Source organism: uncultured Roseobacter sp., from assembly GCF_947495025.1.
Classification (GTDB): Bacteria; Pseudomonadota; Alphaproteobacteria; order Rhodobacterales; family Rhodobacteraceae; genus Roseobacter.
In genome coordinates, this window is sequence record NZ_CANLXG010000002.1 from 248,361 (window position 1) to 269,212 (window position 20,852).

Consider the following 20,852-nt stretch of genomic DNA (forward strand, 5'->3'; position numbering starts at 1 on the left):
AATTCGCAATTCTGCGTCATTTTGGAACAGGGAAGTTTACGATCCGCTCACTCCGGCGTGTCCCCCATCAGATACCGGGGCCCCTGCCCCCCGGCGGCGGCCTTGTCGACAGGGTTGTAGAGCGCGCAGGCCGGCAGGCTCAGACACCCGCAACCAATACAACCATCCAGATTGTCGCGCAGCTTTTCCAGAGCCCCGATTTTTTCATCCAGCCGGGTGCGGAATGACCGGCTGATGCGCGCCCAGTCCGAACGGGTCGGCGTCCGCCCACCGGGCAGTCTGTCCAGTTCCGCGCGGATTTCCGGCAGGGTGAATCCGAACTGCTGGGCAATCATCACAAAACTGAGCCTGCGCAGATCGGATCTCTGAAACCGCCGCTGACCGCCCGCGTTGCGCCAGGGCCGGATCAGGCCCTGTGTTTCATAATACCGGATCGCAGATACCGCGAGCCCCGTTCTGTCCGCAAGAGCGCCGATGCTCAATCCTTCACTGATCGCCATAAATTTTTCCTTGACCTGAAGTTAGGTTTAGAAATTAGGGTAGCTGGTGACGAGTGTTTTTTGAAAGGAAAAAATCATGTCGACTGAACTGGAACACGCCAACGTCACCGTTTCCGATGCTGTCGCAACGGCGGCATGGATGACGCGCCTTTTTGGCTGGAAAATCCGCTGGGACGGGCCCTCGCTTGACGGTGGTCGCTCTATCCACGTGGGCTCTGATACGTCCTACATCGCTCTTTATCAGCCCGCCCGCGAAACCACACCCGGCGCATCAAGCTATCACATCAGAGGTGGCCTGAACCACCTTGCAGTTACAGTATCCGACATTGAAGCGATGGAAACTGCAGTGAAAAAAGAAGGTTTCGTGCCTGAAAACCACGCGGATTATGAACCGGGCAAGCGGTTTTATTTTCACGACACTGACGGCATCGAATACGAGGTTGTACAGTACGACTGAAACCTGTGTCAGGGCAGCGTACTGCCGCCTGTCAGATGGTTTACACAGAGGAGTCCTCTTGCATTTCTGCCCGCCCTAAGGTCAGGTATTGAGAATCTTTAACGCGGCCCCCGGTTATTGCCGGCGGGCCGCAGTATCTTGTGGAACGCGCAGATGGACAAAATACCAATGACCCGCCAAGGCCATTCAGACCTTGAGGCCGAGCTCAAGCAGCTGAAGTCGGTCGAACGTCCGGCGATCATCAAAGCCATCGCAGAGGCCCGTGAACATGGTGACCTGTCGGAAAACGCCGAATACCACTCCGCGCGCGAGAAACAGTCGTTTATCGAGGGTCGCATCAAGGAACTGGAAGGTGTTCTCGGTCTGGCGGAGGTCATTGACCCCGCAAAACTCTCGGGCAGCATCAAGTTCGGAGCCACCGTTACTCTGGTGGACGAGGACACTGACGAAGAGAAAACCTGGCAGATCGTCGGCGAGCACGAAGCCAGCATCGAGAAAGGTCTTCTCAACATCAAATCACCGATTGCCCGTGCCCTGATCGGCAAGGACGAAGGCGACAGCGTCGAAGTACGCACGCCCGGTGGTGAGAAGTCCTATGAGGTTCTCAAAATCGTTTACGCCTGACAGGATCAGCTGAAATGTCAGATGCATCTGAAACCGAACACGACACACCGGCGCACAGCCGGCCAACACCGCTTGGCATTTACGACCGTCCCGGCACCGAGGGCCTGACCAGTATCGAGATTATAGCACTGGCCCTGTCGGGGTTGTGGCTGCTGGCGGCTGTGGTCTTTTTCGTATTCGCGCCGTCTGATCCCGCCTCTGCAGGTGCAATCGGTGGTGGACTGCGTTTTATCATGGTCATGCTGGGAATCTTCATGCCGATCGGCATGATCTGGGTGGCGGCCACCGCTGCGCGGTCCAGCAGGGTCATGCGCGAAGAGAGCCAGCGCTTGCAAACGGCCATTGATGCCATCCGTCAGGCCTATATCACCCAGAACCAGGCCGGCGCGACAGGTGCAGAACCCGCGTCTGTGGCCCGGCGTCTGGATGAAATCGCAGCTGCAACGCGCAACACCGAAACGGTTCTCGCAACATTCACCTCACGGCGCGACAGTGAGCGCACCACATCGCCGCCACGCAATATACCACCAGTTGCAACGCCCGACGATCAGCCCGCTCTCGCACTGGGGACTGCAGTTTCTGAAATCGCCCCGCCGCTGCCAAAAGCAGATTTTATCCGTGCTCTGAACTTCCCGGAAACCGCAGAGGACGAAGCAGGTTTTGCAGCCTTGCGCCGGGCGTTGAGGGACCGGCCATCCTCGCAGCTGATACAGGCCGCTCAGGATGTGCTGACGCTTCTCAGTCAGGACGGCATCTATATGGACGACCTCCGCCCGGACCGGGCAAGACCGGAAGTCTGGCGACAGTTCGGACACGGGCTGCGCGGACGGTCCATAGCGGCGCTGGGAGGTATCCGGGACAGATCATCACTGGCCCTCACGGCAGGACGCATGAAGCAGGATCCTATTTTCCGCGACGCTGCGCATCATTTCCTGCGTCTGTTTGACAAGACATTTGCCGTTTTCGAGAAAGACGCCACGGATGCCGAGATCTCTGCACTTGCAGAAACGCGCACCGCGCGGGCGTTCATGCTTCTCGGGCGGGTGGCCGGTACGTTTGACTGACACGTTGTCAGAGACCAAAACTGCCAAACGGAATGTATCGCACCGGTGTTCCGGGCGTGATGTCCATCGCCTCCATTGGCAATTCGACCAGACCGTCGGCCCAGGCCAGCCCGCTGATGCGGCCCGAACCCTCCGAAGGGAACACTTCGGCCGCCCCATTGCGGATACGCGCTCGCAGATACTCTGAACGACCGGGCTTTTTGTTCTTTGAAAACGCCGCGGGCACATCAAAACCCTGTGGATCAGACCAGGTTTCGCCCGCCAGGACCGCCATGGCGGGCCGCGCGAAAACCAGCGCACAGACCAGCGCGGCGACAGGGTTGCCGGGCAGTCCGAAAACCGGTTTTTGCTGCCAGAGGCCCAGCGCCAGAGGGCGCCCCGGTTTCACTGCAATACGCCAAAGTGTCATCGTGCCAGTCTCATCCAGCAGCGCCGAGACGTGATCCTCGTCCCCCGCGGAGGCTCCGCCACTGGTGAGGATCACATCCGCTCTCAACGCCGCTTCATCGAAACGCTGTTTAAGAGCGGCCCGGTCATCGGGCACACGCCCCATATCCAGCGGGACGTGCCCCAGACGTGCAACCATTTCCAAAAGCATAGGCCGGTTGGCATCAAAAATCTGGCCGTCCCGCGCCACGTCACCCTGCTCAACCAGTTCTTCACCGGTTGAAACCACCGCCACCCGCAACGGGTCATGCACCTGTACCGTTCTCACACCGGTCGCAGCCAGCAGCGCCGCCTCGGGCGCACCAATCCGAACGCCTGCTGCGACAGCCGTGTCACCCGATGTCACATCCTCTCCGGCTCTGCGGGTATTGGCACCGGTCTTTACCGGCCCGCGAAACGAGATGTGACCGTCAGCCACAACCACGTCCTCCTGCAGGACGACAGTATCAACACCTTCGGGCAGAGCAGCGCCTGTCAGAACACGCATGGCCTCGCCGGCGCCAAGACGCCCCGGTGCATCCCCGGCAGCAGCGCGGCTTGCCGAAAGCGGCAGGCGATGAACGCCGTCCGGTCGCCCGCCCGCAAAGCCATAGCCATCGACGGCGGTATTTGGCAGCGGCGGATTGCTGCGGGCCGCCTGTACTGCCGCGGCAGTCACCAGCCCCGTCGCCTGAGCAACCGGCACGTTGCGTATCGCCGTAACGGGCGCCAGGTTCCTGCGCAGGTGTTCCAGCGCTTCGGCGACCGGTGTCCACTGCACACCCGGCGGCAGTGCAAAACAACTGTTGGTCAGCAAGGGCGGCAGCGCGGCCGCAGTCTTGAGATCGTCTTCGAACCCAAGCCCGAAAATCCATCCTTCTTCCGACGCATCAACCGCCAGCATCTTTGCAAGCGTATCCGGCGGCACCAGCGAAACCATCCGCGCAGTTTCGCTTACCTGCCATGCGTCCCGGATCATGTTGTCCGGTGCCTTGTCCAGCGTGAGCGATGGCCAGATCTCGACGAATGCGATATCTGTTTTCAGGGGCTCAAAAGGCCAGACCGCCGCGCCAAACCGATGGCGCAGGCGCTCAAGCACCGGCAATCCCATCAGAATCTGACTGCCCACTGCACCAGCACCCGCAAGTTGCCAGCATGTAAAGGCACCGGTGGCTTTTTCTTCGGCAAGACGCTTTTTCGGAAACGGGTTTACGTAGCCAGTCATGTTGCGCGGCAGGCCATCAATGTCCCGTCGGAGCGCATTTGCCCAGAAAGGGCCCTTACCCCCATGCGCAAGGTTGATGCGCGCCGCAAGGTCAAACCGGTTGTTGCGGTCCGGCGCATCCTCAACATGCGCTTCAAACCAGCCCCACAGCCCGAGCGGATCGTCCTCACCGGTCAGCGCACGGCAGAACCCTTTTGGATAGCCAAACGGAAAGTCAAATCCGGCGAATACCCGGCGCCCGGCATCGCGCTCTTCACGCAGAAACGATGCGATCCAGTCTTCGGCCACCTGACGGTTACGCAGGTAAACCGGCTCTTCGCTGCGCCCCCCGCGGGCAACACCCGCCCAGATCGCATCGGCACAGGGGGTCGGACCCCGATCATTGCCTCCCGACCAGTCGACCATCAGAAAGGTATCGAACGGGGTCACAGACCGACCTCGGCCAGAATGAAATCAGCAATCGCTGCAGTATCATTCAGATCAAAGACCGGCCTGTCGCTCTGCAAGGCAGTGTCGCTTGCGATAGCCGTGACCGTCGGATCCGTCTCAGCGATCAGAGGGTTCCCGGGCTCTGCACGAAACGCTTCGACCTTTGGATGGGCGTCGCGTTTATATCCTTCGATCAGCACCAGATCGACCGGTGCGAGTTTTGACAAAAGATGTTCCAGAGTGGGCTCGTCCTCATCGCGCAACTCGTGCATCAGCGCGAACCGTTTGCGGGACGCCAGAAGCACCTCTTTTGCGCCCGCCTGCCGGTGCCGGTAGCTGTCTTTGCCCTTGTGATCCACATCGAAAACATGGTGCGCATGTTTTACAGTCGACACCGAGAAGCCGCGCCCGGTTATCTCTGTGACAAGGCGTTCCATCAGCCCTGTTTTTCCGGCATTCTTCCAGCCCACCACACCGTAGAGTTTCATAGCATGGCTCCGGCCTGCCGCAGGTCTTCGGGCGTGTTCACATTGAAGAACGGATCTGCGCCAACGACCGGGAATACTGCCTCCTGGCCACCATGTTTATCTGTCCAAAGCACAACCTTGCGCAGACCGCCTTCCAGCGCCGCGCGCAGATCACTGCGGAGTGCGACGGGCCAGAGACCAAACGTCGGGTGCCGGTTTGACCCGCGTTCCGGGTCCGGCGTCGCCGCCAGTGCCAGCGGGTGTTCCATACCGTCCGATGCGAGCAACAGGCGCGGAACGAGGTCGCCCGGGAAAAACGGCGTATCCGCCGCCGCCGTTACGATAGTGTCCGCACCCTGTTCAGCCGCCCAGTCCAGTCCCGCCAGAACACCTGCAAGCGGTCCGGCAAAACCGGTAACGCTGTCGGCAAGGACAGTCAGCCCATAGCCGTCAAAGCGCGCTGCATCCCCATTTGCATTCAGTGCAATCGCTGCCACCTGCGGCTCCAGTCGGTCGATCACGCGCGCCAGCAGCGTCTGGCCGCCAAGTTCCAGCAGACCTTTGTCACCGCCGCCCATGCGCGTGGCCTGACCACCTGCCAGAATAACACCAAGCGGCTGTTTCACGCGGCACCTTTCCGGCCGGAACGGCGCGGTTCCTGCGGCACAGCACCAGGATCCGCATCCCGTTCAAGGCGCGCTTCGCCGGACAGGCAGACGAACCGGCTGCCTTTCATACGACCGATCAGGGTCAGGCCCGTTTCGCGCGCAATCTCAACGCCCCAGGCCGTAAAGCCCGAGCGCGAGGCGAGAACGGGAATACCCATCATCGCGGTCTTGATGACCATTTCCGAGGTGAGGCGGCCGGTTGTGTAAAGGATCTTGTCATCTGCGGCAACGGCTTCGGACAGCATCCAGCCCGCGATCTTGTCCACAGCGTTGTGGCGACCGACATCCTCCATATAGACCAGCGGCCGGTCCTGCTGGCAGAGCACGGTGCCATGAATTGCGCCGGCCTCGAGATAGAGAGAGGGGGTCCGGTTGATGCGGGCACTGAGGGCATAGAGCCATGACGTCCGTACCGGCGTCTGCGGCAGCGCCACGCCTTCGAGGCCCTCCATCATATCGCCAAAAACGGTTCCCACAGCACAGCCACTGGTTCTCGTCTTTTTACGCATCTTTTCTTCGTAATCCGTCTTGCGGGCAGTGCGGACAATGACCGTCTCAAGCTCTTCGTCATACTCGACGCCCGTAATCTCGTCGGCGTCGCTCAGCATTCCCTGATTGCGCAGAAATCCCAGCGCAAGATAATCCGGATAATCCCCGATGGTCATCGCCGTTACGATTTCCTGAGCGTTCAGAAAGATGGTCAGGGGGCGCTCCTCGACAACGTTTGCGGATATCTCTTCCCCGTTCTGATCAGTTCCGGTCACAGCGCGCGTCAGACGGGCGGCGCCGGGGTCCGGCGCGATCAGGTAATCGGTGCTGTCATCGATACGGGCCAATTGCATCCCCCCTGCGTCTGTGCCAGGTCTCGCGCATCACGTTATAAAGCATCTCATGCCCACCACCACATCGAAAACAACAGGAGCCGCCAGCTATTTCCGGAAGGGCTTACGCGACGGCGCGCCGTTTGTGCTGGTCGTCGGTCCGTTTGCTGTTCTCTTTGGCGTTCTGGCAACCGAAGCTGGCCTGAATGTTCTTGAAATACTTGCTTTTTCCGTTGTTGTAATCGCGGGTGCCGCACAGTTCACTGCCCTGCAGCTGATGACAGAAAACGCGCCAACGGTCGTCGTTCTGGCGTCGGCTCTGGCGGTGAATCTGCGCATGGCAATGTATTCCGCCTCGCTTACGCCATGGCTCGGAGCGGCGCCGCTCTGGCAACGGGCGCTCATCGCCTATTTTACTCTGGATCAGTCCTATGCCTGCGCAATCGGCCGGTATGAAGCAGAGCCGCATATGAGCCTGCGCGAACGCATCGGCTACTTTGCCGGAGCTGTCCTGCCTGTCGTTCCGACATGGTATGGATGCACCGTTGCGGGCGCGCTGCTTGGCTCGCGCATTCCGGAAAGCATGGCGCTGGATTTCGCGCTGCCCATCACCTTTCTGGCCCTGGTCGCACCGATGCTCCGGACCCCCGCCCATATGATTGCGGCTTTTGTTTCTATTGTGGTCAGCCTGCTTGCAGCGGGTGTGCCATGGTCGCTGGGGCTGATCATTGCGGCGGTCTGCGGGATGATGGCCGGTGCGCGCGCTGAACTGTGGTTTGTTGCAAAAAGGCCAGCCCCATGATCGACAAGAGCACCCTCTGGATCGTCATCATCGGTCTGGGACTGGGCAGCTACCTGCTGCGCTTTACCTTTATCGGGCTGGTCGGGGATCGCCCGATGCCAGCCTGGCTGTTGCGCCACCTGCGCTATACGGCCGTTGCGGTGCTGCCCGCCCTTGTCGCGCCGCAGGTGGTCTGGCCACAGGCAACCGGCGGAGAGCCGGACATTGCGCGCATGGCAGCGGCGGTTGTCACTCTGGCGGTCGGATACCGGACAGGAAACGTTTTCGCCGGGCTGTTCGCCGGGGCGGCGACACTTACAGTGATGCTGTCACTCGCCGGCTGAGGCCGCGGTCCTCTGCGCGGAAACGATCCCGTCAACCACGTCGCCTTCATCGTTCTCGTAATACCGGTCGGTGACCACGTCAGGACGCTGCGCGAGCTGGTCCATGAGTCGGATCGGAAACCACGTCTGGTTCACATCCTCGAAGCCTGGCACCTGCCGCAGAACTCCCGAGGTCGCATTCGTACACATTGATCCCGGCACAGCACCGCGCGCCTGTACCAGCGCCAGAGCCGTTTCCGCCTGTTGCGGCGTAACGGTAAATTCCTGGGATACGACATGGTATGTGCTGCGCGCATGAGCACTTTTGTAGCTCTGCAGCCATGCAGGCGTTACGCCATAAAGGACATCCCCGCGTTTGGGGATGTCGAAATGTTTGAAAGATCCGGCAGGGTCGTAAATGACCCGCTGCGAGCCGCTCACCATAATGGCCGTGTGTCCCCCGGTCATGGACCGGTTGTTGACCATGGTGAAAACGGTGATTTTGGGCGGCCCGTCTGCTTTGTAGGCGGCAGCTGCAACCTGTTCAGGCGATGCATCAAACGGTCGGGAAACTGCCGTACATCCGGCGATCAGCAGCACAAGCCCGAGAGCCACAAGGACACGCATCGGCACGCCTTTCATTCCGAACCGGATCAGGTGATGAAGATCGCCATCCAGATAATGATACCGAGGATGACGATGACCGCCCATTTGGTCCAGGCCATGAAGCCATCAAAAGTCTTTTCCTGGACGGAGGTGTCCATCTCGCCGTGTTTGTGATCTGCCATTGCCGCAGCCCCTGTAATTCAATCGTGTCGGCACAAGCCCTAATGGATTCGGCAGGCGCTGTCACCCGCATTGCACAATCCTGCGCGCTTATGACCGCCCGGAGCACTACTGTTCAGCTGTCAGGATCTGACGCCTTTTCCGGCTCCGCTTCCAGATCCTCAACAAGCCGGAATCCGATGCGCGCGGCCTGTTGCCGCTCCTGCGGGACAGGCAGCGCGCGCAGCATAACGTTCAGCTGGCTGACGTGCTGCACAAGCTGCATGCGCGCGCCACCGTCGTCGCTGCCATAAAAAGTCACGATATCCGGGTCAAAATACCCCATGCCTTCGATCCGCAGCACGCCGGTATCTCCGCCTGCAAATCCCATCGCCATCTCCTGCGTACTGTCGAGTTCTTCCTCAAAGTTCTTCAGATACACAATCAGGCGCTCATAGGCCCAGCGCGCCGGAGACTTCTGGGTGGCAGGCTTGTCCGACAGTGCCTTTGGCACGGATTTGTCGCCGGCATTTTTTGCGCCCGGACGGGTGTGAACCTCATGCAGACCGGCGCGCACTTCTGCCTCACGGGCCTCGGCAGATGTATTGATGTCATCACCCATGGGTTATCCTTTGCGCTGATATACCCAGGCACCATCGGCGCGGAGGTCGCGCGTGGCAAGCCCCTGTTGATACAGGTGGCTCAGATGCGCCACTGCCTCTACCAGTGCCAGGCCATATTCGCCCTCGCCGATACGCCGTTTGAAAAGGGGCGGGAAACACTCTCCCGCTGATTTTGGCGTATCCAGAAACTCCAGCAACCGCTTCAGCGCTCCGTGATGATTTTCGAGCAGCTGGCGCATCCGCAGCGGCAGGCCGGTGAATGGCAGTTTGTGTCCCCCGAGCACCAGATGGTCCGCCCGTGCCAGGCCTGACAGGCGCTCGCAGGCTTCCAGCCAGTCAGAGACCGGATCGGCCATCGGTTCGGTCGGATAGACGCCGATATTCGGGCTGATCGAGGGCAGTATCTGATCACCCGCCAGCACCAGATTGTCGTCCCGGCTCCAGAAGGTCGCATGTTCGGGCGCGTGTCCGTTTCCGATGTGCACGTCCCAGTCACGGCCCCCCATGCGGATGGTGTCGCCCTGACAGATCCTGGAATAGCCGAGCGGCAGGGGCGCGACCACATCTGCAAAGTTGAATGGCCGCTCACCACTGCGTTTTTCCAGAACATCCCCGTCCATACCGGACCGCTGGTAAAACGCCAGTGCTTCAGGCGCAGGCACCTCCTGGACATCCAGTGTCAGCATCCGCGCCATCAGCCACGCGGTACGTGTCGTGACCAGCTCCGCACCTTTTTCGGCCATCAGCCAGCCGGCAAGTCCAACATGGTCCGGATGATGGTGCGTGACGACCACACGGTTTACGGGGCGACCACCCAGTGGGCCGTCCAGCAGTCTCTGCCAGATTGCGCGCGCCCGTTTTGACGCAAAACCTGTATCAACAATGCTCCATCCATCACCGTCATCAAGCGCATAGACGTTCACATGGTCGAGCTTCATCGGCAGCGGCAGCCGCATCCACAAGACGTCTTCGGCCACTCTGGTCGCCTCACCCTCCGCGGGCGGATCGGGCCAGGGGTAGCTCAGCACCTCACCTTGGTTGTCTTTCATCAGGCCGCCAGCTCGTCAGCACTCAGCCCGTACAGGTCACCGGACCCTTCGCGCGCCTGCGCCAGCAGACCGACGTGCTCCGGCAGCAGCCGGGTGATGTAGAAACGCGCCAGTGTCTCACGCGGCGTTCCCTGCCCCACCAGAGCTGCGCGCAGGTGGATCCATGCCCCCAGAACACGGGCAAACGCACGCTGAAAAGGTACAGCCCCGCCGAAACGAACGTTCATATCGTCCTGAGCGGCAAGCCATTCGGTGGTTTCGCGCAGTGTTTCACTGGCCTGCCAGACGGCCTCGGCAAGACCCGGAAAGACCTCCCGCGCTTCTTCTGCGCAGGCTTCGATCTCATCCATGAGCCGGAAGGCGGCGTCCCCGCCGTCCATAAGTTTGCGCCCGACAAGATCCATCGCCTGTATGCCGTTGGTCCCTTCGTAGATCGCCGTAACGCGCACGTCCCTGCAGAACTGCGCTGCACCGGTTTCCTCAATAAAGCCCATACCGCCGTGGACCTGCAGCCCCATATCGCTGACCGCGATCCCGGTGTCCGTTCCAAACGATTTGTTGACCGGCGTCAGCAGGGCAGCACGCGCCTTCCAGCCTGCGTCGTCCGTGGCACCTGCCATGTCAATCGCAACCGCACAGCTGAGCGCGATTCCACGGGCCGCGAAAACATCCGCCTTCATCGTCATCAGCATGCGGCGTACGTCTGCGTGGTCGAGTATTGTGCCGGTGCCGTTCTCAACCGGACTGCGGCCCTGACGCCGGTCGGTTGCATAGGCCAGCGCGTGCTGGAATGCCGCCTCGGCGACACCAATGCCCTGGATACCAACGCCCAGCCGGGCGTTGTTCATCATGGTGAACATCGCGGCCATGCCACCCTGTTCCGCGCCGACAAGCCAGCCGGTCGCATTGTCATATTCCATCACAGCCGTCGGAGAGCCGTGCAGGCCCAGCTTGTGCTCGAGGCTTACAACACGGACGCCATTGGCCGCACCAGGAGCACCCGATGCATCGGGAATGTATTTGGGCACAAGGAAGAGACTGATGCCTCTGGTACCTGCCGGTGCGCCGGGCAGACGTGCGAGCACCAGATGGCAGACGTTTTCTGCAACGTCGTGGTCACCCCAGCTGATATAAATTTTCTGGCCTGACACCGCATAGGTCCCATCACCGTTTTCTGTGGCTTTGGTCGTCAGTGCGCCCACGTCCGATCCGGCCTGCGGTTCGGTCAGGTTCATGGTCCCGGTCCATTCGCCGGAAATCAGTTTAGGCAGGTACAGCGCGCGGATCTCGTCGCTCGCGTGGTGTTCAAGGGCCTCTATCTGACCCTGTGTCATCAGCGGCGCGAGCTGCAGCGACAGACAGGCGCCACTCATCATGTCGTTCACGGCAGAAGCCAGTGTCACCGGCAACCCCATCCCGCCGTATTCCGGGTCCGCCGCAATACCGATCCAGCCGCCTTCAGCTATCGCCTTCCAGCCTTCGGGGTACCCGGGCGACGTGCGGACAACACCGTTTTCAAGATGCGCAGGGTGCAGATCACCAGGCCGCTGCAGGGGCGCCATAATTTCCTCTGACAGACGCGCGGCCTCTGTCAGAATGGCCCGCGTCATGTCAGGGGTCGCCTCAGAGAACCGCTCGGTCTGGACCACCTGATCGTATCCGACAACGTGGTCGAGCAGGAAGGTGAGATCTTCGGTCGGGGCAATATAGGGCATTGGGTGTTCTCCGGCGTCAGTGCGCGCTGGCTTGGCAATGCGCACGGCAGCTTATAAGGCATTGCAGCAGATCATGGAGCGGCACGGCCCTCTCAGCAACCAGAACGCGGCGTCACGACTTCACATGACCAGAACAGGTACAGAAACTCTTCGGGCCGATGCAGAGGGCATGACCAGGGCAGCTCACCTGTTGCGACAGGGCAGTCTGGTCGCCTTTCCGACAGAGACGGTCTATGGGCTGGGCGCGGATGCGCGCAACGCCGATGCCGTGGCGGCGGTCTACGCAGCCAAGGGCAGACCGTCTTTCAATCCTCTTATTGTACATGTTGCGGATACAGACGCCGCAAAGACTTTTGTCCGGTGGAACGACAGCGCTGACAGTCTCGCACAGCATTTCTGGCCGGGTCCCCTGACCCTGGTCCTGCCACTGGCAGCCGGGCACGGGCTTGCGACGCTGGTGACAGCGGGATTGCCCACTGTCGCGATCCGTGTCCCTGCGCATCCGGCGGCACGTGCGCTGTTACGTGCCTTTGGCGGACCTGTTGCGGCTCCCTCTGCCAACCCTTCGGGGCGCATAAGCCCGACCCGCGCCGAACACGTCCTGGCCGGTCTGGACGGCAGAATTGCAGCGGTTCTGGACGATGGTCCGTGCTCTGTCGGGCTGGAAAGCACAATTATTGCTCCTGATCCCGGGCCCGTGCTGCTGCGCGCCGGGGGTCTTGCCCCCGGTGACATTGAGCGGGTTCTCGGAACGCGCCCGGAAGCGCCTGAAAGCCGCGAGATCACAAGCCCCGGCCAGCTTCTGTCACATTATGCCCCGGGCGCCCCGATGCGCCTGAACGCAACCAGCAAACGACCCGGAGAAGTCTTTCTGGGGTTCGGCCCGATGGACTGCGACCTGAACCTGTCAGAGACAGGTGATCTGCAGGAAGCCGCGGCAAACCTTTTCGACCATATGCACAGTCTGGACCGGACCACACAGACCATCGCGGTCGCGCCTGTTCCTGAAACAGGACTGGGTATCGCGATCAATGACCGCCTTCGCCGGGCGGCGGCGCCACGCTGAACCTGTCAGGCGTTGCCCGCCTCGCTCGACAACAGGACCGGATCAACGCCGATCGTCTTCAGCGCCGCACTCCACTGATCGCACGCCTTTGTTCCGAAAACGATCCTCGAGGAGGATTCGGCAATCAGCCAGCCGTTACGGGCGATTTCGCTTTCCAGCTGACCTGGTCCCCAGCCCGCATACCCCAGCATCATCAGCGCGCGCTTCGGCCCCTCGCCGCGGGCTATTTCCTCCAGAATGTCGAGAGTGGCCGTCATACCGAAACCACCCGGTACTGCGAGTGTATGCAGATTGGACTGGTAATCGCCCGAGTGCAGCACAAAGCCACGACCCATCTCGACAGGGCCACCAAAATGAACAGGCATGGCGCGCGCGTCATCCGTCGGGACTATCTCAAGCTGATCCAGGACGTCACTCATGCGGACGTCTTCGGCAACCTTGTTCAGGATGAGACCCATGGCGCCCTTGTCCGAATAGTCGCAGACCAGAACAACGGAATGCATAAACCGCGGGTCATCCATGCCCGGCATGGCAACAAGCAGGCGGCCCGTCAGGTGCAGGCCGTTTTCTGAGTTCAGGGCGACCGTCATCATTCAACCATGACCTGTAGACTATGACCGTGCAAGCCCTGCGGTGTTCTGCAGGCCCGAAACATCGCTGACCGGATCGTGACTTGGCATTTCAGGCCTGTGCGCGCATATCGGAGCTATGAAAAACACCATTATCTCCGCCCTGCTGTTTGCCTGCGCCGCATCTGGCGCGGCGGCACAGAACAGTTTCAGCGACCCCGTCACCGCTCAGGTGCTGCCAGGCTGGGTAAACGCCGATGGCACCCGCGTCGCCGCACTGCACCTGGCGCTGGAAGCTGGCTGGAAGACGTACTGGCGCGCGCCAGGTGACGCAGGTATTCCACCAGCGTTTGACTGGTCCGGCTCAAAAAACCTGAGATCAGTTGGTGTTTCGTGGCCGGCACCGGACGTGTTCGACCAGAACGGCATGCGCTCAATTGGCTATGAGGACAATCTGGTGATCCCTCTGGCGATCACCCCCACCCGACCCGGACAGCCTGTCCGGCTCGCGGTCGAAATGGATCTGGGTGTCTGTTCGGATATCTGCATTCCGTACGAGCTGTCTCTTGACGCGGTGCTGGACAGTGAAACGACCCGGCCGACCCCGGCAATCGCAGCGGCACTGGCGCAACGACCCTTTTCTGCCGGCGAAGCAGGTGTGACCGCGGCAACCTGCCGGGTTGAGCCAACGGAAGACGGTATTCTGCTCGAGGCACGGGTGACGATGCCGACGGCCGGTGGACGCGAAGTGGCGGTGATCGAATCGGGTGTGCCCGGTGTCTGGGTGAGTGAAGCCGAAACCCGGCGCGCGGGCAGCAGTGTTATCGCGAGATCGGAAATGATCCATACAGACGGCGGGGCGATTGCGCTGGACCGCAAGGCGATCCGTATCACAGTCCTGGGCAGCAGTCATGCCGTGGATATTCAGGGATGCACACCGGGCTGAGCCCTGCGGCGGCGGGAAACGAACCACAGAACCGCCGACAGCCATGCCAGCAGCGTGATCATCGCGCACCCCAGTGAAAACAGCATCAGCGCGCCGCTGACAGGCGGCAGAGCTGCAGCCCATGGTGCTGCAGTCACCAGCGCCCCGGGCAGGCTTCCCTGCCATGCCGCCCAGCCCATTGTGACCGCGGCCCAGGCAACGATCAGCACCCACAGACCTGTAAAACTGACCCGTACGCTGCGCACCGGTAACCGCAGCCCCCGGCGCATGGCCTGCACATGACGCGACAGATCATGGCCAACGGCAAGCAAAGCAGGCACGATCAGCAAAACCAGCACCATGCCGAACCCCAGCCCGTAAACCAGAGTGACAATCGCAGGCTTCAGAAACTGTGCCTGAACGCTTTTCTCGTAGAGCAGCGGTGCCATCCCCAGTACTGTGGTCAGCGTTGTCAGCAACACAGGCCTGAGCCTGTCCGCTGTGCCATCGATAATCGAAGGGATCAGCCCGCGTTCCCCGGCATATTCGTCGATTGTGGTCACCAGCACGATCGAATCGTTGATGATGATGCCGGACATGCCCAGCAGCCCGACAACCGTAAACATGCTCAGCGGCACATCCCAGACCACGTGCCCGTAGATTGCGCCGATCAGTCCGAACGGTATGATCACCATCACGACAGCCGGACGTGACCAGCTGCCAAAGATCCATGCCAGTACCAGGTAGATGCCAGCAAGACACAGGATCTGACCATTCATCGCCCCACTCAGAAAAGCGCTTTCCTGTTCTGCCAGACCGGCGATCCGGTAACGCACCTGATGCTCGCCGGACACCGCCGGCAGGATTTCATTGGCCAGGATATCCTGAATTTCGTTTGCCCGCTCCGGATTGTCTTCGGACACATCGCCTTTGACAGAGATAACCCGTACACCGTTGTAGCGTTTTATCTCGCCGAAACCGGCGCGCTGCTGAACGGTTACAATATCGGTCAGCGGCACATACAGACCGTCGGGCGTGCGCAACTGGGTGCTTTCAAGAAAATCGGCTGTCAGCTCCTCTTCGGGCAGCTCAACACGGATTTCCGCGCTCCGCCGGCCTTCCGGATAAGTAGCGGCCTCGATTCCGCCGATACGGTTACGCAGAGTCCGTCCGAGTGTGTCGCTGGTAAAGCCCAGGGCCGTACCCCGGGCCGTCAGATCGAGGATCAGTTCCTCGCGGTCATAGGCCAGAGTATCCTCCAGCGCCGACACCTCCGGAAAACTGGCAAGGGCGGCCTGGATATCGAGGCTTGCAGCTTTCAGGGCGCTGGCATCGGCGCCAAAAAGCTCGATATCAATCGCATCCGCCTCCGGACCTGACCGTGTCCGTCGGAAACTGACGACCTCTGCCAGCGGGTGCTGCACCACACGTTCCTGCAGGTCCGTCACAAACGCGCCACTGGTAAAGGGCCGCAGATCAGCATCTGTCATCTCTATTGCAATGCCGCCCAGCAGGTCGCCGTCCTTGCCTGAAGAGCCCGACAGACCGCGACCTGCATTGCCACCCACGCGTGCAACGGCCGACGTGATCGGCGCAACACCGTATTCCGCTTCGTATTCTGCTGAAACCTCGTCGACGGCACGCTGCAGCTGACGCATCATGACCAGCGAGTCCTCGCGCGTCGCACCCTCTGCCATTGCGAAATTACCGTAGAGAACACCGCGTTCGGGCGCATTGAAGAACCGCCACTGGACATCTCCTCTGATGAACAGCGCCACCTGGCTGGCAAGCAACAGCAGAGCACCTGCAAGCACCGCGTAACGACAGGTGATCACACCGGCCATAAAGGGCCGGAACAGTCGCTCGCGGAACCATACAAATCCGCGATTGACCTGACGACTGGGCCAGTCATACCAGCGCTCGCGCGCACGCGCGGCCAGCGCATGGGACATATGGTTGGGCAGAATAAGAAAACACTCGATCAGCGACGCGGCCACCACGGCGACTACGGTCAGCGGTATGTCCCTTACAAACCGGCCATACCAGCCATCGATCATGGCCAGCCCGGAGAAAGCAATGATTGTCGTGAGTGTTGCGGCAAGCACGGGCATGGCCATCCGTCTGGCAGCATTTTCAGCCGCAACGACCGGAGCCTCGCCAAGATGCCGGGCACGGTAATCTGCATGTTCGCCCACCACGATCGCATCATCGACGACAATGCCCAGCGTGATAATCAACCCGAAGAGGGTGATCATATTGAGGGTCTGTCCCCCCAGATACATGATCGACAGCGCAGCCAGCATTGCCACGGGGATGCCCGCAGCAACCCAGAACGCGGTTCTGGCGTTCAGAAAAAGGAACAGGAGCCCGACAACAAGCGCCAGCCCGGTAAGTCCGTTTTCTATAAGCATACTGAGACGGGATGAAATGGCATCAGACCGCGTATTCACCAGTTCGGCCTTTACGCCTTCGGGAAGCGTTCGCTGCAGATCCGCGACCGTTTCTTCAACAGTGTTCTGGATATCAATGGCATCTCCCTGCGCGGAGCGGTCAACCCGTATCGATACCGCGGGCGTAGCGCCGACAAACAGGCTGAGGTCCCTGTCGGGCCCCGGTCGTTTCAGGATCGCTACATCGCCCAGGGTCAGTTGCGAGCCGTCTTCACTGGTCCGCAGGACGATGTCTGCGATCTGATCCGCCGCCCGCTTCTCTGACCCTGTTGAGACGCGCGTATTGGTCCCCGCAACATCCCCCGCCGGATCTGTGTCGGCCTCGGCGGCGATCGCCGCCGCAATTTCAGCCATCGACAGGTCATGCGCCACCAGATTGACCGAGGGCACTTCGACCACAGTCTGTGGTGCCGCGACCCCGTGCAGCGTCGAACGGGTCACACCGCGGGAGTAGAGCAAAGCGATCAGCTCATCACCATAAAGACCCAGCTGATAGGGATCGACGGGCCCGCTGATGAGCACGTCCGTCACCCTCTCACGCCAGACAGATACGCGGATTTCGGGATCTTCCGCCGCCTCTGGCAGATCCGTGGTTGCGTCAACCACAACACGGATATCCGATGCGCCGCGCTCAAGGCTCCAGTCAGGTTCAAAAACCACGTAGAGATAAGCCCGGCCCGCCCGGGCCGACGAGGTCACCGTCTCCACACCTTCTATGGCCATCAGTGACGGCGTCATCAGTTCTATAATTGCGCTGTCGACCTCTTCAGCACCGGCACCGTTCCAGTAAACATCGACCGATACAGCCCGGCGGACGATGTCTGGAAAAAACTGCGCGCGCAGGTTCGGAAGAGAGACCAGTCCGGACAACAGCAGGACCAGAAGCAGCAGGCTTGCAGCGGTCCGGTGCCGGGTAAAGTAGGACAACAGACCCGATGCAGAAGCTTGCGGAAGGTTGCGCATATTCAGCCGCCCATCCGGCTCTCGATGCGGCGCACAACACGGCCTGATACACGCTGACCGGACAACTGGGACAGGACACGCGCCCGCGCCGCTTCCGGCATGGTGTTATTGTTCTGCACAAATGCCACCAGACGTGCGCGGCGCTCGTCACTGAGTTCAATCACATCGGAACCGAGACCGGCCTGTTCATCGGTCAGAAGCGCGCCGTCCAGTGCCCGTACAGCGATACCCGGACCCAGCAGCGGCGTGCGGGCGTTCACCACATCGCGCCCTTCGATGCCTTCTCCCGATACGATGATTTCGTCGCCCTGCCGCCGCAGCAGCCTGACAGGCACGGACTGCAGGCGGTTATCGTCGCCGACAACCAGCACGTCACCCGCGGCCCCAAGAGCAGATGCAGGCAACCGCACAACACCATCCAGCGCCGGCTCGTCCACTGTCACGGTCACAAAGTCGCCCGGGCGAAACCCCCGCGGGGTTTCCAGCGTCGCAAAGATCAGCCTGCCTGTCTGTCCCTCGGCCGCGCCAGCGCTCACCCGGGTGATACGACCCGTCGCCCTCAGATCAGCGCCTGTAACGTCCAGGGTTGCGGTAACCGACGCCGGAACCAGCTGGCCGGCCGCGTCCAGCAGCCGGGTATACTGCGCCGTCGATATCCGGAACGCCACCTCCAGATCACCGGGGTCAACCAGATCTGCAAGCCGTTCATTCACGCTCACCAGACCACCGGCAACGACAGCCGTATCACTGAGCACTCCGTCAAACGGTGCCGTTACGGTCGTATCCGCCAGCGTGCGGCGTGCATCTTCGAGTGCCAGCTGCGCACGGGCAAGACGCGTATCGGCCTGGTCAATGCGGGCCTCGGCCTGCGTTACAGCCTGACGGGTTGAAATAACCACCGCCCTGGCCGCTGCTGCCGCCAGTTCGGCCGTTTCAACCGCTGCGGCGGTTCCAACGCCACGTCCCGACAGATCGGACTGTCGTTCAAAAGCACGGGCACGCAGATCCGCCTGATCTGCAGCAGCTTTCTGCTCCTCATAGGCCAGTTCGAGACTGCGGGCAGCATCGCGAACCTCGGCCTGCGCATCCGCAAGATCAGCGGTGAGGCGGTCAAGATCCGATTGCGCATCCCGCGGGTCAATCTGCAGCAACACGGTGCCGGCGGTTATTGCACCTCCGTCCTCGAAGGCCTCCGACAGGGATATGATCCGACCGGCAACTGCGGCACGCAGTTCCAGCGTACGTCGTGATGAAATTTCGCCGAAAGCACGCAGAACAGGTTGTTCTGTGCCTGGTTCCGCGCGCGTGAGCGTAACCGCAAAAACACGTTCGCGTGGTGCAGAGGGTGGTGGTGCATCGGCGAACCGGATCTGCAGGGCATCCCGGATCAGTACAGCGGCAGATATCAGCAGGCCCAGCGTCAGCGACGCCAGGAAAAGCCCTGTCATACTTTGCCTCAGAAACCGCATAAGCACCCGGATTTCAGCTCATCAACCGTCTGCACTATAACCTAGCGGGCGGGAAAAAAATACCAACCCACAAGGGTGTTACGAAACGCAGGGCTATTTCCGTCGCTGGCCTTCGGTCAGCCTGGGCAGAATTTCCACAAAATTGCACGGACGGTGGCGATAATCGAGCTGCATCTGCAGGATTTCATCCCACGCGTCCCTGCAGGCGCCAGGGCTGCCGGGAAGCGCAAAAAGGTATGTGCCTTTGGCAACGCCGCCGGTCGCCCTGCTCTGAACCGCGCTTGTGCCAATCTTTTTCATCGACACGATCGTAAAGACGGTGCCAAAAGCGTCGATTTCCTTCTCGTAGACATCGCGGTGCGCCTCGACGGTCACGTCCCGCCCGGTCAGCCCCGTGCCACCGGTCGAAATCACCACATCAATGCCGCTGTCGCGGCACCAGGCGCGCAGCTGCTCAGCGATTTCAGAGCGCTCATCTCTCAGAATACGCCGGTCAGCAAGCTCGTGGCCGGCTTCGAGAAGGCGCGACACCAGCACATCGCCCGAGCGGTCTTCGGACAGATCACGCGTGTCCGACACTGTCAGCACCGCAATGCGCACGGGTATGAATTCCCGGGTTTCGTCAATTCGGCTCATCAGCATCTCTCGTCTATGGTTCTTCGTGTTTCAGGCACCTGACACCCGGGCGCGAATGTCCAGCAGATCGGCCCATGCCTCGCGTTTTGCTGCCGGATTGCGCAGCAGGTAGGCCGGATGGCACATCGGCATCACGGGCAGGCCGTGTGCCTCGGTCCACGTCCCGCGCAGACGCGTGATGCCACGCTTGCCCAACAGGGCATGCGCACTGATGTTGCCCATCACGACCAGCACCTCTGGCTTTGCGAGCGCAATATGGCGCTCCAGAAACGGCTTCATCATGGCAATTTCTTCGGGCGACGGATCCCGGTTCTGCGGCGGCCGCCACGGCAGGACGTTTGTAATGTAAACAGGGGCTGCCTCATGCGTGCGCCCCATGCCGATGGCTGCGAACATCCGGTCCAGCAGCTGCCCCGCAGCGCCAACAAAGGGGCGGCCTTCGCGATCTTCTTCCCGGCCCGGCGCCTCGCCCACGATCATGACAGGCGCACCGGCCTGCCCGTCGCTGAAGACCAGGTTGCGCGCACCTTTCTTGAGCGGACAGTGATCAAATCCGGCCATCGCCTGCCGCAGATCATCAAGTGTCCCGGCAGCCTCTGCCGCCGTTCTGGCCGCATCAACTGCATCCACTGACGGGGCCGCCGCTGATGCCACGCCAGCGTTTGTGGCAGCGACCGCGGGTGTAGCAGCCTGCGCCACAGGTTTTTCAGTTCTGGCCGGAAGATCATAGCAGTTGACCGGGACGTCACCGAGCGCCTCGGTTGCGCCCAGTTCAATCTGCCAGTCCAACAGGGCCAGTGCATGATGAAATTCGGATGATTCCATTCAGGCACTCTA

Annotated in this window: 22 protein-coding genes; 7 read left to right on the forward strand and 15 right to left on the reverse strand. The window is 61.0% G+C overall.

The features are described from left to right. Positions 1-47 precede the first annotated feature (47 nt). Positions 48-500, reverse strand: a complete 453-nt coding sequence (soxR, locus tag Q0792_RS09290; protein ID WP_298839331.1) for a redox-sensitive transcriptional activator SoxR — start codon at positions 498-500, stop codon at positions 48-50. Positions 501-576: 76 nt separating this feature from the next. Here soxR and Q0792_RS09295 point away from each other — a divergent pair, with 76 nt between their 5' ends. The 3 genes from Q0792_RS09295 to Q0792_RS09305 all read left to right on the forward strand — a co-directional run bounded on the left by Q0792_RS09295 (position 577) and on the right by Q0792_RS09305 (position 2,645). Next, a complete protein-coding gene (locus Q0792_RS09295) occupies positions 577-957 on the forward strand; it encodes a VOC family protein (RefSeq protein ID WP_298839332.1) in 381 nt (126 codons plus the stop codon). 153 nt (positions 958-1,110) lie between these two features. Continuing rightward, positions 1,111-1,581, forward strand: a complete 471-nt coding sequence (gene greA, locus Q0792_RS09300) for a transcription elongation factor GreA (RefSeq protein ID WP_298839334.1) — start codon at positions 1,111-1,113, stop codon at positions 1,579-1,581. Positions 1,582-1,595: 14 nt separating this feature from the next. Then, positions 1,596-2,645, forward strand: a complete 1,050-nt coding sequence (locus Q0792_RS09305) for a hypothetical protein (protein ID WP_298839336.1) — start codon at positions 1,596-1,598, stop codon at positions 2,643-2,645. A gap of 7 nt (positions 2,646-2,652) precedes the next feature. Here Q0792_RS09305 and glp read toward each other — a convergent pair whose 3' ends face one another. From glp to Q0792_RS09325, 4 genes are read right to left on the reverse strand one after another with little or no spacing between them, the layout of a single operon-like run. Further along, on the reverse strand, positions 2,653-4,701 hold the full coding sequence (gene glp, locus Q0792_RS09310; RefSeq protein WP_298841808.1) for a gephyrin-like molybdotransferase Glp: 2,049 nt from the start codon (positions 4,699-4,701) through the stop codon (positions 2,653-2,655). Positions 4,702-4,721: 20 nt separating this feature from the next. Then, positions 4,722-5,213 carry a molybdopterin-guanine dinucleotide biosynthesis protein B gene (gene mobB, locus Q0792_RS09315; protein WP_298839337.1) on the reverse strand — a complete coding sequence of 164 codons (492 nt, stop codon included), beginning with the start codon at positions 5,211-5,213 and terminating at the stop codon, positions 4,722-4,724. Then, positions 5,210-5,818: a molybdenum cofactor guanylyltransferase MobA gene (gene mobA / locus Q0792_RS09320; RefSeq protein ID WP_298839338.1), complete on the reverse strand. Its 609-nt coding sequence runs from the start codon at positions 5,816-5,818 to the stop codon at positions 5,210-5,212. Before mobA ends, mobB begins: the two co-directional genes overlap by 4 nt. Beyond that, complete coding sequence (locus tag Q0792_RS09325) at positions 5,815-6,702, reverse strand: formate dehydrogenase accessory sulfurtransferase FdhD (protein ID WP_298839339.1); 888 nt, start codon at positions 6,700-6,702, stop codon at positions 5,815-5,817. The genes mobA and Q0792_RS09325 overlap by 4 nt, the downstream gene beginning before the upstream one ends. Before the next feature lie 49 nt (positions 6,703-6,751). Here Q0792_RS09325 and Q0792_RS09330 point away from each other — a divergent pair, with 49 nt between their 5' ends. Further along, positions 6,752-7,483: an AzlC family ABC transporter permease gene (locus Q0792_RS09330; RefSeq protein WP_298839341.1), complete on the forward strand. Its 732-nt coding sequence runs from the start codon at positions 6,752-6,754 to the stop codon at positions 7,481-7,483. Beyond that, positions 7,480-7,806 carry an AzlD domain-containing protein gene (locus tag Q0792_RS09335; RefSeq protein WP_298839344.1) on the forward strand — a complete coding sequence of 109 codons (327 nt, stop codon included), beginning with the start codon at positions 7,480-7,482 and terminating at the stop codon, positions 7,804-7,806. The genes Q0792_RS09330 and Q0792_RS09335 overlap by 4 nt, the downstream gene beginning before the upstream one ends. Here the strand turns inward: Q0792_RS09335 and Q0792_RS09340 are convergent. The 5 genes from Q0792_RS09340 to Q0792_RS09360 all read right to left on the reverse strand — a co-directional run bounded on the left by Q0792_RS09340 (position 7,792) and on the right by Q0792_RS09360 (position 11,937). Then, positions 7,792-8,412: a hypothetical protein gene (locus tag Q0792_RS09340; RefSeq protein ID WP_298841810.1), complete on the reverse strand. Its 621-nt coding sequence runs from the start codon at positions 8,410-8,412 to the stop codon at positions 7,792-7,794. The genes Q0792_RS09335 and Q0792_RS09340 overlap by 15 nt on opposite strands. 26 nt (positions 8,413-8,438) lie before the next feature. Then, positions 8,439-8,573 carry an aa3-type cytochrome c oxidase subunit IV gene (locus Q0792_RS09345; protein ID WP_298839347.1) on the reverse strand — a complete coding sequence of 45 codons (135 nt, stop codon included), beginning with the start codon at positions 8,571-8,573 and terminating at the stop codon, positions 8,439-8,441. 113 nt (positions 8,574-8,686) lie between these two features. Beyond that, complete coding sequence (locus tag Q0792_RS09350) at positions 8,687-9,172, reverse strand: hypothetical protein (protein WP_298839350.1); 486 nt, start codon at positions 9,170-9,172, stop codon at positions 8,687-8,689. Positions 9,173-9,175: 3 nt separating this feature from the next. Then, positions 9,176-10,222 carry an MBL fold metallo-hydrolase gene (locus Q0792_RS09355; RefSeq protein WP_298839355.1) on the reverse strand — a complete coding sequence of 349 codons (1,047 nt, stop codon included), beginning with the start codon at positions 10,220-10,222 and terminating at the stop codon, positions 9,176-9,178. Continuing rightward, entirely contained in the window at positions 10,222-11,937 is a 1,716-nt protein-coding gene (locus Q0792_RS09360; protein WP_298839358.1) for an acyl-CoA dehydrogenase, read from the reverse strand. Before Q0792_RS09360 ends, Q0792_RS09355 begins: the two co-directional genes overlap by 1 nt. 124 nt (positions 11,938-12,061) lie before the next feature. Here Q0792_RS09360 and Q0792_RS09365 point away from each other — a divergent pair, with 124 nt between their 5' ends. Beyond that, a complete protein-coding gene (locus Q0792_RS09365; protein WP_298841812.1) occupies positions 12,062-13,003 on the forward strand; it encodes an L-threonylcarbamoyladenylate synthase in 942 nt (313 codons plus the stop codon). 5 nt (positions 13,004-13,008) lie between these two features. On the opposite strand, the gene Q0792_RS09370 is transcribed toward Q0792_RS09365, so the two are convergent. After that, the gene (locus tag Q0792_RS09370; protein WP_298841814.1) at positions 13,009-13,593 is read right to left on the reverse strand and encodes a YqgE/AlgH family protein; all 585 of its coding nucleotides are present in this window, start codon (positions 13,591-13,593) and stop codon (positions 13,009-13,011) included. Positions 13,594-13,711: 118 nt separating this feature from the next. Between Q0792_RS09370 and Q0792_RS09375 the strand changes: the two genes are divergently transcribed. Further along, positions 13,712-14,518 carry a protein-disulfide reductase DsbD domain-containing protein gene (locus Q0792_RS09375; protein ID WP_298839361.1) on the forward strand — a complete coding sequence of 269 codons (807 nt, stop codon included), beginning with the start codon at positions 13,712-13,714 and terminating at the stop codon, positions 14,516-14,518. Here Q0792_RS09375 and Q0792_RS09380 read toward each other — a convergent pair. From Q0792_RS09380 to Q0792_RS09395, 4 genes are all read right to left on the reverse strand, one after another. Further along, positions 14,497-17,910: an efflux RND transporter permease subunit gene (locus Q0792_RS09380; protein ID WP_298839364.1), complete on the reverse strand. Its 3,414-nt coding sequence runs from the start codon at positions 17,908-17,910 to the stop codon at positions 14,497-14,499. The two genes, Q0792_RS09375 and Q0792_RS09380, sit on opposite strands and share 22 nt — an antisense overlap. Positions 17,911-17,912: 2 nt before the next feature. Further along, positions 17,913-19,379, reverse strand: a complete 1,467-nt coding sequence (locus Q0792_RS09385; protein ID WP_298841816.1) for an efflux RND transporter periplasmic adaptor subunit — start codon at positions 19,377-19,379, stop codon at positions 17,913-17,915. A 93-nt stretch (positions 19,380-19,472) separates the two neighbouring features. Next, positions 19,473-20,015: a molybdenum cofactor biosynthesis protein B gene (gene moaB, locus Q0792_RS09390; protein WP_298839367.1), complete on the reverse strand. Its 543-nt coding sequence runs from the start codon at positions 20,013-20,015 to the stop codon at positions 19,473-19,475. Between the two features lie 30 nt (positions 20,016-20,045). Next, positions 20,046-20,840 carry a uracil-DNA glycosylase gene (locus tag Q0792_RS09395; protein ID WP_298839370.1) on the reverse strand — a complete coding sequence of 265 codons (795 nt, stop codon included), beginning with the start codon at positions 20,838-20,840 and terminating at the stop codon, positions 20,046-20,048. Positions 20,841-20,852: the final 12 nt, after the last annotated feature.